Consider the following 11,571-nt stretch of genomic DNA (forward strand, 5'->3'; position numbering starts at 1 on the left):
GGCCGGCATCCCCGTGCTCACGGGCAAGGGCGACATCGGTGACGACGTGTCGACGGCCTTCGGCGCCCAGCTCTGGGACGACCGGGTCGACCGAGGGCGCAGCAGCCGAAGCCGCTCACCCCGGAGGACTTCCGGGCCGGGCTCCCGAGGTTCATCGACGCGCTGGACGCCGCGGACGCGCCCCAGCTGAAGCCCTGGACCTGCACCGCCGACGTGTTCCGCGCCGGCATGCGCTGACGTACCCCGCCGCACGGACGGGACGAGGGGGCACCCGGTGCCGACCGGGTGCCCCCTCGTGGTGTGCCGTGTGCGTGCCGTGTCCGGCGGAGGCCGGAGCCGTCACCGGCGTGGTGCGACGCCCTCCGGGCCGGAGGCCGTCGCGGCCGGTTCCGGCTCGGGCTCGCCCGGCGGCCGGGTGCGTACGCCGTCGTCCGGGGCGCGGCCGGTGCCGGCCGGGGTCGAGGCGGCGGGGGCGAGGGCGGGGACGGTGCGGGGGAGTTGGTGGGGGAGCCGGGCGTACCAGGCGTAGCTGAGGGCGTAGCCGAGGGCCAGGCACATCAGGCCGCCGACGGCGTCCAGCCAGAAGTGGTTCGCCGTGCAGACGATGACGACGAGCGTGGTGACGGGGTAGAGCACCCCGAGCGCCTTGACCCACAGCGGCCTGGCCAGCGCCACGATGGTGACCCCGCACCACACCGACCAGCCGATGTGCATCGAGGGCATGGCCGCGTACTGGTTGGACATCTCGGCCAGGTTGCCCGAGGCCATCGAGCCCCAGGTGTCGTGCACCCGCACGGTGTCGATGAAGTCGACGCCGTTCATCAGCCGGGGCGGCGCCAGCGGGAAGAGGTAGTAGCCGAGCAGCGCGGCGCCCGTGGTCGCGAAGAGCACCAGGCGGGTGGCCGCGTACCGGCCGGGGTGCAGCCGGTACAGCCAGACCAGGACCGCGATGGTCACGATGAAGTGCAGTGTCGCGTAGTAGTAGTTCATCGTGACGATGAGCCAGGTCACGCCGTTCACCGCGTGGTTGACGGACTGCTCGACGGCGATGCCGAGGATCTGCTCGGCCTGCCAGATCCAGTCCGCGTTCCGCAGGGCCTCGGCCTTCTGCTCGGGGACCGCGTTCCGGATCAGCGAGTACGTCCAGTAGCTGACGGCGATGAGGACGATCTCAAACCAGAGCCGGGGGTGCCGAGGGGTACGCATCCGGGCGGTCAGATTCCGCATACGACCGTCCGTCGCCGGTCCGCCCTCACCGAGCTCCACATCGGGGGCTACGGCGGTGCTCCGGCGCTCTCTCTCGGTCCTCGTCGGTGCCCCCATAGAGGGACAGTCTGCCAGAGATCGGCCATCGGCCGATCATCCTGCGGTCGGGTCCCGGACGGCTTTTGTCCTCCTTGCGGGGGACCACCGACCCCGACGACCGGCGGGGCTACCCGGGCGTCACCGCTGGTGAACCGGGGGCCGGAACGGAGGCTGTTGAACCGCGCACGACCAGCTCGGGGAGGAAGACGAACTCGCTGTGCGGGGCCGGGGTGCCGGCCACCTCCTCCAGCAGCGCGCGGACCGCGGCCTGCCCCATGGCCGTCACCGGCTGCCGGATCGTGGTCAGCGGCGGATCGGTGAAGGCGATCAGCGGGGAGTCGTCGAAGCCGATGACGGAGACGTCCGCCGGAACGGCGAGCCCCCGCTGCCGCGCGGCGCGTATGGCACCCAGGGCCATCATGTCGCTGGCGCAGACGACGGCCGTGCAGCCGCGGTCCAGCAGCGCGGAGGCGGCGGCCTGGCCGCCCTCCAGGGTGTAGAGCGAGTGCTGGACGAGGGTCTGCGCCGGCTCCGCCGTCAGGCCGAGCCGCTCCTCCATCGTCCGCAGGAAGCCCTCGATCTTCCGCCGGACGGGCACGAACCGCTCCGGCCCGACGGCCAGCCCTATCCGCTCGTGCCCCAGCGAGGTCAGATGCGTGACGCCCAGCCGCATCGCGGCCCGGTCGTCGGGCGAGACGAAGGGCGCGTCGACCTCCGGCGAGAAGCCGCCGACGAGGACGAACGGCACGCCCTGGCCGCGCAGCCGCTCGTACCTGCCGGTGTCGGCCGTGGTGTCCGCGTGCAGGCCCGAGACGAAGATGATCCCGGAGACGCCGCGGTCCACGAGCATCTCGGTCAGCTCGTCCTCGGTGGAGCCGCCGGGCGTCTGCGTGGCCAGGACGGGGGTGTACCCCTGGCGGGTCAGGCCCTGCGCGATGACCTGCGCGAAGGCGGGGAATATCGGGTTCTCCAGCTCCGGGATGATCAGCCCGACGAGGCCCGCGCTGCGCCTGCGCAGCTTCACCGGGCGCTCGTACCCGAGGACGTCGAGCGCGGCGAGGACGGCTTCGCGGGTGGCGCCTGCGACGCCGGCCTTGCCGTTGAGCACGCGGCTGACCGTCGCTTCGCTGACCCCCGCCTGTGCTGCGATGTCAGCTAGTCGTGCGGTCATGGGGGTGGACTGTACCGGCCTGCGGTCAGACTGCCCACCAGGTGCACGAATCGGGCGCGAGCAGGACCTGTCCGCCGTCCTCGGCCGGGGCGGAGGAGGCCAGCAGCAGCCGCCCGGGGGAGGGCAACGCGACCTGTTCGCCGAGGGTGTTGAGCAGACAGCGGAAGCCGGGACGGGCGAGGCCCAGCACCCCCTCGGGTGCGTCGGCCCACTCCATCGACCCGTCGCCGAGGCCGGGGAGTTGGCGGCGCAGCCGCAGCGCCGTGCGGTACAGCTCCAGCGTCGAGCCGGGGTCGCCGGTCTGCGCCTCGACGGAGAGTTCGCCCCAGCCGCCGGGCTGCGGCAGCCAGCTGCCGCCGTCGCCGAAGCCCAGGCTGGGGCCGCCGCGGGTCCAGGGCAGCGGGACGCGGCAGCCGTCGCGGAAGCCGTCCTGGCCCTCGCCGCGGAAGAAGGCCGGGTCCTGGCGCACCTCGTCGGGCAGGTCGGTGACCTCGGGCAGGCCGAGTTCCTCGCCCTGGTACAGGTACGTGGAGCCGGGCAGCGCGAGCAGCAGCATGGTGGCGGCGCGGGCGCGGTCCAGGCTGCCGAGGCGGGTGGTGTGGCGCACCACGTCGTGGTTGGAGAGGACCCAGGTGGTGGGGGCGCCGACGGAGGTGGTGGCGGCCATCGACTCCTCGATGACCTCGCGCATCCTGACCGCGTCCCAAGGGCAGCGCAGCAGGTGGAAGTTGAACGCCTGGTGCAGCTCGTCGGGGCGTACGTACAGCGCGAGGCGGCCGGAGTCGGGGGCCCAGGCCTCGGCGACGCCGATGCGTTCGCCGTCGTAGGAGTCGATGACGCGGCGCCAGGAGCGGTGGATCTCGTGCACGCCGTCCTGGTCGAAGAACGGCAGCCGCTGGTTGCCGATGAGTTTGGCCTGTTCGCGGTGGCCGATGTCGGGCAGCCCGTCGGCCTTGACCATGCCGTGTGCGACGTCGATGCGGAAGCCGTCGACGCCGAGGTCGAGCCAGAACCGGAGCACGGACGCGAACTCCTCGCGGACCTGCGGGTTCTCCCAGTCCAGGTCGGGCTGCTCGGGCGCGAAGAGGTGGAGGTACCACTCCCCGGCGCGCGCGCCTTCGGTGACGCGGCTCCAGGCGGGGCCGCCGAAGATGGACTCCCAGTCGTTCGGGGGGAGTTCGCCGTCCGGGCCCTTGCCGGCGCTGAAGTGGTAGCGGGCCGCGGCCTCCTCGTCGCCGGCGAGCGCCCGCCGGAACCAGGGGTGCTGGTCGGAGGTGTGGTTGGGCACGATGTCGACGATGACGCGCAGCCCGAGCCGGTGTGCCTCGCGGACCAGGTCGTCGGCGTCGGCGAGGGTGCCGAACCGGGGGTCGACGGCGCGGTAGTCGGCGACGTCGTAGCCGCCGTCCGCCTGCGGCGAGGCGTAGAACGGGGTGAGCCAGACGGCGTCGACGCCGAGGCTCGCGAGGTGCGGCAGGCGGGCGCGGATGCCGGGCAGGTCGCCGATGCCGTCGCCGTCGCTGTCGGCGAACGAGCGTACGTACACCTGGTAGATGACGGCCTCGCGCCACCAGCGGGACGGCGGGGCCGGCGTGCCGGGGGCGGGCTCGGTGCGGGGGCCGGGGGTGACGGCGTGCTGGGTCATGGAAGTCCCCATCGGGTAGCGCAGGCGGGTGGGTGCGGCGGAGCGTCGGGGCTCGGGGCGCCGGGCGCGCGGGACGGGTGCGTCCGTCACCGTCCGTCGCGGCGCCCTCACGGTGAACGTAGCAGCGGTGCAAGCTCTTGCGGAAGACGATGAAAGCTTTCTTGCAGAAAATTGCCGCAAGGTCTTTCGGAGGCATGGCGCCGCTGTTACGTTCCTCCGCATCCGAACGCCGCCCGGTGCGGCGGCGGTTGCCTGCCCCGCCAGGACGGGGCCCGAGCACGGCAGTTGGGAGGGATCAGACATGCGGCGTGGCACAGGAGCGCTCGCGGTGGTCGCGGCGCTCGCGCTCACCGCCACCGCCTGCTCCGGCGGCGAGCGGACCGACAGCGGCAACGGCGAGATAGCCGGGACCGTCACCTACTGGGACACCTCGAACGAGGCCGAGAAGGGCACGTACCGGAAGATCGCCGAGGACTTCGAGAAGAAGCACCCGAAGGTCGACGTCCGGTACGTGCACGTCAACTTCGGGGACGCCAACCAGAAGTTCAAGAACGCCGCGGGCGGCAACTCCGGCGCCCCGGACGTGATGCGCACCGAGGTCGCCTGGGTCGCCGACTTCGCGCACCTCGGCTACCTCGCCCCGCTCGACGGCACCCCCGCCCTCCACCGGGAGGACGACTACCTGAGGACGGCGGCCGGCAGCACCCGCTTCGAGGGCAAGACCTACGCCGTACCCCAGGTGACGGACACCCTCGGGCTCTTCTACAACAAGCGGCTGCTGAAGAAGGCCGGGGTGGAAGTACCGGAGACCTTCGCCGAGTTGAAGAAGTCGGCCGCGAAGATCGAGCGGAGCACCGGCAAGAAGGGCCTCTACCTGCGCGGCGACGACCCGTACTGGTTCCTGCCCTACCTCTACGGCGAGGGCGGCGACCTCGTCGACGCGAAGAAGAAGCGGGTCACCGTCGACGACGCCCCCGGCGCGCGGGCCTTCGCCACCATGAAGGACCTGGTCGACTCCGGCGCCGCCGTCACCGACAGCAGCGACGGCCAGGAGAACGGCCTCAAGGCGTTCCGCGACGGCGACGTCGCCATGATCATCGACGGCCCCTGGGACATCGCGGGCGCCCGCGCGGGCAAGGAGTTCCGCGAGGGCGACAACCTCGGCGTCGCCCCCGTCCCCGGCGGCCGCGGAGGACGCGGTTCCCCGCAGGGCGGCTGGAACCTCTCGGTCTACGCGGGCAGCGGAAACCTGCGCACGGCACAGGAGTTCGCCAAGTACATGAGCTCGGCCGAGGTGCAGAAGCGCACCACCGAGGAACTGAGCCTGCTGCCGACCCGCACCTCCGTCTACGAGGACCCCGAGGTACGGAAGAACCCGATGGTGAAATTCTTCCGGCCCGCCGTCGACAAGGCCGTCCAGCGCCCCTGGATACCGGAGAACAACTCGCTCTTCGAGCCGCTGCGCGGCCAGATGGACGCCGTCCTCACCGGCGGCAGCACCCCGCGCCAGGCCGCCGGCAAGGTCGGCGACGAGTACCGCAAGCTGCTCAAGAACTACGACTGAGGGACGGTTCCATGGCAGTGCAGACCACCTCTGCGCAGACACCGGAGCCGGCCCCCGGGACGGCCACGGCGCGGCGCCCCGGCCCCGGCGCACGCCCGCCGGGCCCGGGCCCGCTGCGCCGCGCGCTCGCCACGCACTGGTACGCCTGGGCCATGGTCGCCCCGGTGGTGCTCGTCATCGGCGTCATCGTCGGCTACCCGCTCCTCCGCGGGGTGTACCTCTCGCTGACCGACGCCGACGAGGCCAACGTCGAACGCGTCATCGGCGTCAACCACATCCCCGCGACGTATGAGTTCACCGGACTCGACAACTACGTCGCCGTCCTCACCGACGGCGTCTTCTGGGACCGGCTCGGCTGGACCGTGGTGTGGACGGTGGCCTGCGTCTCGCTCACCTTCCTGTGCGGGCTCGGACTGGCCGTCATGCTGAGCCGGCAGGTCAGGGGACGCTCCTTCTACCGGGTCGCGATGATCGTGCCCTGGGGCATCCCCGCCTTCGTCTCCGTCTTCGCCTGGAAGATGCTCTTCAACGAGCACAACGGCCTGCTCAACCAGGTCCTGGACGGCGGCGGCATCGACGCCGTGCCCTGGCTCGGCGACCCGGTGTGGGCCAAGGTCGCCGTCGTCCTCGTCAACATCTGGCTCGGCGTCCCCCTGATGATCGTCGCCATGCTGGGCGCGCTCCAGTCCATCCCCGGCGAGCTGTACGAGGCGGCCGAGATGGACGGCGCGGGGCCCTGGCAGCGCTTCCGCCACATCACCCTGCCCGGGGTCCGCGCGGTCAGCAGCACGGTGATCCTGCTCAGCACCATCTGGACGTTCAACATGTTCCCCGTCATCTACCTGCTGACCAGGGGAGGCCCGGAGGACTCCACCGAGATCCTGGTGACCTACGCCTTCCGCCTCTCCTTCCTCAACAGCCCGCGCGACTTCGCGACATCCGCGGCCTGGGGCGTCCTCGTCCTCCTCCTGCTCGCGGTGTTCACGGCCTTCTACAAGCGCTCGCTGCGGAAGCAGGGAGAGGTGTGGTGACGATGCGTACGACGAAGAGGTCCCCGCTCGCCTCGGCCGGGCTGCACGCCGGGCTGCTGGTCGCCACGGCCGTGGCGCTGTTCCCGCCGCTGTGGCTGCTGGTGACGTCGTTCAAGCCGAGCGACGAGGCGTTCTCCACCGCGCTGGTGCGGCACTTCACGTTCGCCAACTACCGTCATGTGGTGGTGGACACGTACTTCCTCAGCTGGTTCGGCAACTCCCTGGTCGTGGTGCTCGGGACGACCGTCGTCGGCGTCCTGATCGCCGCCACCACCGGCTACGCCGTCAGCCGCTTCCGTTTCCCCGGCATGCGGCCGCTGATGTGGGTGCTGCTGCTCACACAGATGTTCCCGATGGCGGTGCTGATCGTCCCGCTGTACAACACGATGGCGAGTCTCGGCCTGCTCAACCAGCCCGTCGGGCTCGTCATCACGTACCTGACGATCGCGGTGCCGTTCTGCGCCTGGATGATGAAGGGCTTCTTCGACACGATCCCGGTCGCGATCGACGAGTCCGGACGCGTGGACGGGCTCAGCCCGTTCGGCACCTTCTGGCGGCTGGTGCTGCCGCTGGCCCGCCCCGGGCTGGCCGTCACCGGCTTCTACACCTTCGTCACCGCCTGGGCCGAAGTCGCCTACGCCACCGCCTTCATGACCGGCGAGGAGAACCTCACCCTCGCGGGTGGCCTCCAGACCTTCGTCAACCGTTACGGCGCGGACTGGGGCTCGATGACGGCGGCCGCGGTCATCATCGCCGTCCCGGCCGCGCTCGTCTTCGGCCTCGCCCAGCGCCATCTCGTCTCCGGCCTCACCGCCGGTGCGACCAAGTCCTAGAAACCGGGCAGCACATGAACCACCCGACCACCCGATCCGGCACCACCGAACCCCCTGAACCCCCTGAACCCTCCGACCTCCCCGGACCCCACGCGCCCCCGCCCTCCGCCGCGCGCCTCGCCGACCTCGCGGCGCAGGCCGACGTCAGCGAGGCCACCGTCAGCCGGGTGCTCAACGGCCGCTCCGGGGTGGCCCCGGCGACCCGGCAGCGCGTCCTCGCCGCGCTCGACCTGCTCGGCTACGAGCGGCCGGTGCGGCTGCGGCAGCGCAGCGCCGGTCTCGTCGGCCTGGTCATCCCGGAGCTGACCAACCCGATCTTCCCGGTCTTCGCGCAGGTCATCGAGGGCGCGCTGTCCGGGCACGGGTACACGCCGGTGCTCGGCACCCAGATGCCGGGCGGGGCCACCGAGGACGAACTCGTCGACCAGCTCGTCGAACGCGGCGTCACCGGCATCATCTTCCTCTCCGGGCTGCACGCCGACACCTCCGCCGACCCGGCCAGGTACGCCCGACTGGCGGGCAGGGGCGTCCCGTTCGTCCTCGTCAACGGCTACAACGAGGCCGTCGCCGCGCCCTTCGTCTCGCCCGACGACCACGCGGCCGCCGCGATGGCCGTGCGGCACCTGCGCGAGCTGGGGCACGCGCGGATCGGACTGGCCGTCGGCCCCGACAGGTTCGTTCCGGTACGCCGCAAGGCCGCCGGGTTCACCGAGGCGGTGGCCGAACTCGGGGTGCGCGGCGAGATCCACCACACGCTGTTCACCGTCGAGGGCGGCCAGTCGGCCGGGGACGCCCTGCTCGACCGGGGCTGCACCGGCCTGGTGTGCGGCAGCGACATGATGGCGCTCGGCGCGATCCGGGCCGCGCGGCGGCGCGGGCTGTCCGTCCCCGGCGAGGTGTCCGTCATCGGCTACGACGACTCCGAGCTCAACGCGTTCACCGACCCGCCGCTGACCACCGTCCGGCAGCCCGTACGGGCCATGGCCGGGGCGGCGGTGGAGATGCTGCTGGAGGCGATCGGCGGCAGCCCCGTCCCGCGCACGGAGTTCGTCTTCCAGCCGGAACTGGTCGTGCGCGGCTCGACGGGAACGGCCCCCGGCGCCCGCGCCGCACCGGACGCCCCGTAGCCGGGCCGCCCCCACACCCCGGTCCGGTCCGCCGGAGGTCCGCCAGGGCCTCACGCGCCCGGCGGGCCGGGCCGGTCCCGGGGTCCGTCAGCCCAGCCCGAGCGATTCGAGGTGCCGGATCAGATCGCCGAACGGGCTGTCCTGCGGCTCCTGTCCGATCACCCGGAGGACGACGTCCCGGGTCTCCGGGTCGGTCGCCGAGGTGACCACGGCCAGCGCCATGAAGTCGTGCACCAGCTGCACCTCCAGCTCCCCGCGCGGGATCGCGCGCCCCTCCAGCCAGGTCAGCGCCGTCGTCTCGGCCAGGCCCACCCAGGCCCGGACGACCAGTGCGAGGCGCGGTCCGGGGGAGGCGATCTCCAGGTGCCGGAGCACCTGTTCGCAGGCGGCGTCCCGCACCTCGTCGACCACCGCGTCCGCCTCCGGCGAGCCGACGGCCGTACCGCCGCGCAGCAGCGCCGAGAAGCCGGGCCCGTGCTCGTCGACGAAGTCGAAGTACCGCCCCATCACCCGCAGCAGCCGGGCGCCCAGCGGGCCCTCGGCCGGCTCGACGAAGCGGCGGGACAGCTCGTCGGCGGCGCGGCGGACGGCGGCCTCGTACAGGCTGTGCTTGCCGGGGAAGTAGTGGTAGACGAGCGGGCGGGAGATGCCGGCCGCGGCGGCGATGTCGTCGATCGAGACCTCCGACGGAGACCTCCGGCTGAACAGGTCCAGTGCGACGGCGATCAGCTGCTGCCGCCGTTCCTCGACGCCCATCCTCCGTCGTACACCTGTCGTCATACGGCAACCCTAACGAGCGATGCCGGTACGCACCGCAACGAGGGGCGGCTACCGGCCGGTTGACCGCGAGGGCCCCGGAGCGGGCGTCAGCGCAGCGGCCGCAGCTCGGTCCCGTCGGACAGCCGGGCCGTCACCCCGGCACGTGCCCCGGCCTCGGCGCGGACGGCCAGGGTCCGGCCCTCGGCCGAGCCGGTCACACCGCCCGTCGCGCGCACCGACCGCACCCGCTCGCTGCCGGCGGCGAGCACGTACCAGTGGTCGGCCCGCGACTTCCACAGCACGCCGCTGAGCACGTCCGTGCCGCGCGGCCCGCAGGCCGGGGTGCCGTCCGTGCGCACGGCCAGGGCGCCGGGCGTGCGCGGCTCGCGCGCGGGCGGCTGCACGGAGGTCTGCACCCGCGCGCCCGTCCCGCGCCAGGTCTCGCCGCGGGTGCACAGCCAGGCGGCGGTGCCGCCGTTCTCCGGCAGCCGCTGCCGCGCGAACTCCCAGAGGTTCACGGCCTTCACGCCGCTCCCCGCCATCGCCCGCAGATGACAGATCTCCCGCGCCAGCCGCCCGCGCGCCGTGCCGCCGAGCGCGTCCGACGCCGGAGCGGCCTGCGGGCTCCCGGCGGTCAGCCGTACCGGAGTGAGCTCGCCGAGGTCGGTGTACAGGTACGGCCGCGCGCGGCTCTGCGAGGTCAGCAGCAGGCCGGTCTGCCGGGAGCAGTCGCGCGGATCGTTGCCCGAACCGGCGAGCGCGTCCGTCACCCCGTCCGCGTCCCGGCGCAGCGGGGTGCCGCCGTCGTCCGGGTCGAGGAGGTCGGCGGAGGCGGCTGCGGTGATCCAAGGGGCGGTCAGATAGCGGACGTTGCTGCCGTCGCGGGAGAGGACGAGCGCGGCGGCCGAGGCGGTGTCGGCGAGGTCCGTACGGGCCAGGTCCAACGCCGCCGAGCCGCCCGTCGCCCCGTGCGGCTCCGCGTAGCGGGCCACCCGCAGCCCGTCGTGCAGCAGCACCACGTCCGAGCCGCCGGCCCGGCCCGCGTACAGCAGCTGCGGCGGTCCGGCGGGCGGTGCCGTCGAGGTGCCGCGGGTGGCGCCGACGGCGACGTCGGAGCCGGGGCGGGCCCATACGGCCAGGGCCCGGCGCAGCAGGTCCGTGTCGCGGGTGAGGCCGCCGCGCGCGGGCCAGACGGAGAAGTCCGAGCGGGACGCGGTCTTCCAGGCGGCGGCGGGTACGCGGGTCAACTCGCCCGGGTCGAGGGCCGATTCGGCCGCCGCGTTCCGCGCGTACCGGGGTGCCGCCGCGCCGTCCGGGCCCCAGGAGCCGCCCGTCAGGCCGGGCGGGCCGATGAGAACACCGCAGACGAGGACGGCGGCGGTGGCGGCGAGCGCGGCGCGGGTGTGCTGGCGGCGGCGCATCAGGTCCGTCGGCCGCGCCTGGAGCCGGCAGGGGTCGAACTCGGGGGAGGCCAGCAGCGGCCGGTCCCGGCTGCCCGCCGGGCAGGGCACGGCCGAGCCCTCGGCGATCGCCCGCTCGGGCTCCGGCACCCCGGCCGCGTGCAGCAGCACCCGGATGTCGCGGTCCGGCAGGCCCTCCAGCCCGCGCAGCGCGACCACCGCCCGCGCGGCGCCCGACACCTGCGACAGGGCCTGGACGAGGGCGAGTTCGTCGGTGCCGCCGGAGCGGGGGAAGAGCCGCAGCCCGACCACCCGGGGGAACAGCCCGGAGTGCGGCGGCAGCGGTCGCACCTCCCACGGGCCGAACCGGCGCGGCCGCTCACCCGACAGCGCCCGCCGCACCACCTGCGCCCGCAGCCACACGTACGCGGGGTCGGCGCCAACTGCGGCCGAATTGTGGGCGGTTGGCGAGTCGCGGGGCGCCGGGAGCGGGACGTCCTCGGCGGGGACGGGGCGGCGCGGCAGCGTGCGCTGCACGAGCGCGTGCGCGCCGAGCGCCCGGCGGTGCCGTCCGAGCGTCGTCGGCAGGATCAGGTACGCCAGCCGGACCAGCCGTGGATAGTGCTCGACGAGTGCGGCTTCGGCCTGCTCGACGTCGAGCGGCCCGGCGGGCGCCGGAGGGGACGGGGGACGCGAAGTCACGTGCGGGACAGCCACGTTCAACTGAACGAGCGAA

At 73.3% G+C, this 11,571-nt stretch carries 9 protein-coding genes; 4 read left to right on the plus strand and 5 right to left on the minus strand.

The window, feature by feature from the left end:
* Positions 1-339 precede the first annotated feature (339 nt).
* From HCC30_RS23485 to HCC30_RS23495, 3 genes are all read right to left on the minus strand, one after another.
* Complete coding sequence (locus tag HCC30_RS23485; RefSeq protein WP_240979834.1) at positions 340-1,227, minus strand: phosphatase PAP2 family protein; 888 nt, start codon at positions 1,225-1,227, stop codon at positions 340-342.
* 205 nt (positions 1,228-1,432) lie between these two features.
* Positions 1,433-2,476, minus strand: a complete 1,044-nt coding sequence (locus HCC30_RS23490; RefSeq protein WP_169444742.1) for a LacI family DNA-binding transcriptional regulator — start codon at positions 2,474-2,476, stop codon at positions 1,433-1,435.
* 25 nt (positions 2,477-2,501) lie between these two features.
* Complete coding sequence (locus HCC30_RS23495; protein WP_169444743.1) at positions 2,502-4,121, minus strand: glycoside hydrolase family 13 protein; 1,620 nt, start codon at positions 4,119-4,121, stop codon at positions 2,502-2,504.
* Positions 4,122-4,422: 301 nt separating this feature from the next.
* Here HCC30_RS23495 and HCC30_RS23500 point away from each other — a divergent pair, with 301 nt between their 5' ends.
* Genes HCC30_RS23500 through HCC30_RS23515 form a run of 4 tightly spaced genes read left to right on the plus strand, consistent with a single transcriptional unit; the run spans position 4,423 to position 8,676 of the window.
* Positions 4,423-5,685, plus strand: coding sequence for an extracellular solute-binding protein (locus tag HCC30_RS23500; RefSeq protein WP_169444744.1), 1,263 nt, complete (start codon positions 4,423-4,425; stop codon positions 5,683-5,685).
* Between the two features lie 11 nt (positions 5,686-5,696).
* The gene (locus HCC30_RS23505) at positions 5,697-6,716 is read left to right on the plus strand and encodes a sugar ABC transporter permease (protein ID WP_169444745.1); all 1,020 of its coding nucleotides are present in this window, start codon (positions 5,697-5,699) and stop codon (positions 6,714-6,716) included.
* Between the two features lie 2 nt (positions 6,717-6,718).
* Positions 6,719-7,549 carry a carbohydrate ABC transporter permease gene (locus HCC30_RS23510; protein ID WP_206324223.1) on the plus strand — a complete coding sequence of 277 codons (831 nt, stop codon included), beginning with the start codon at positions 6,719-6,721 and terminating at the stop codon, positions 7,547-7,549.
* A gap of 14 nt (positions 7,550-7,563) precedes the next feature.
* The gene (locus HCC30_RS23515; RefSeq protein WP_169444747.1) at positions 7,564-8,676 is read left to right on the plus strand and encodes a LacI family DNA-binding transcriptional regulator; all 1,113 of its coding nucleotides are present in this window, start codon (positions 7,564-7,566) and stop codon (positions 8,674-8,676) included.
* An 87-nt stretch (positions 8,677-8,763) separates the two neighbouring features.
* Here the strand turns inward: HCC30_RS23515 and HCC30_RS23520 are convergent, their stop codons facing one another.
* Both HCC30_RS23520 and HCC30_RS23525 read right to left on the minus strand, forming a co-directional pair.
* Positions 8,764-9,456, minus strand: coding sequence for a TetR/AcrR family transcriptional regulator (locus HCC30_RS23520; RefSeq protein WP_169444748.1), 693 nt, complete (start codon positions 9,454-9,456; stop codon positions 8,764-8,766).
* Between the two features lie 86 nt (positions 9,457-9,542).
* Positions 9,543-11,537 carry a hypothetical protein gene (locus HCC30_RS23525; RefSeq protein WP_346776772.1) on the minus strand — a complete coding sequence of 665 codons (1,995 nt, stop codon included), beginning with the start codon at positions 11,535-11,537 and terminating at the stop codon, positions 9,543-9,545.
* Positions 11,538-11,571: the final 34 nt, after the last annotated feature.

Source organism: Streptomyces sp. HNM0574 (assembly GCF_012726235.1).
Classification (GTDB): Bacteria; Actinomycetota; Actinomycetes; order Streptomycetales; family Streptomycetaceae; genus Streptomyces.

What these genes read in the sequence shown, in the direction of transcription:
- HCC30_RS23485 (WP_240979834.1), bottom strand. Translation starts at nt 1,227, where the DNA reads ATGCGGAATCTGACCGCCCGGATGCGTACCCCTCGGCACCCCCGGCTC.
- HCC30_RS23490 (WP_169444742.1), bottom strand. Translation starts at nt 2,476, where the DNA reads ATGACCGCACGACTAGCTGACATCGCAGCACAGGCGGGGGTCAGCGAA.
- HCC30_RS23495 (WP_169444743.1), bottom strand. Translation starts at nt 4,121, where the DNA reads ATGACCCAGCACGCCGTCACCCCCGGCCCCCGCACCGAGCCCGCCCCC.
- HCC30_RS23500 (WP_169444744.1), top strand. Translation starts at nt 4,423, where the DNA reads ATGCGGCGTGGCACAGGAGCGCTCGCGGTGGTCGCGGCGCTCGCGCTC.
- HCC30_RS23505 (WP_169444745.1), top strand. Translation starts at nt 5,697, where the DNA reads ATGGCAGTGCAGACCACCTCTGCGCAGACACCGGAGCCGGCCCCCGGG.
- HCC30_RS23510 (WP_206324223.1), top strand. Translation starts at nt 6,719, where the DNA reads ATGCGTACGACGAAGAGGTCCCCGCTCGCCTCGGCCGGGCTGCACGCC.
- HCC30_RS23515 (WP_169444747.1), top strand. Translation starts at nt 7,564, where the DNA reads ATGAACCACCCGACCACCCGATCCGGCACCACCGAACCCCCTGAACCC.
- HCC30_RS23520 (WP_169444748.1), bottom strand. Translation starts at nt 9,456, where the DNA reads ATGACGACAGGTGTACGACGGAGGATGGGCGTCGAGGAACGGCGGCAG.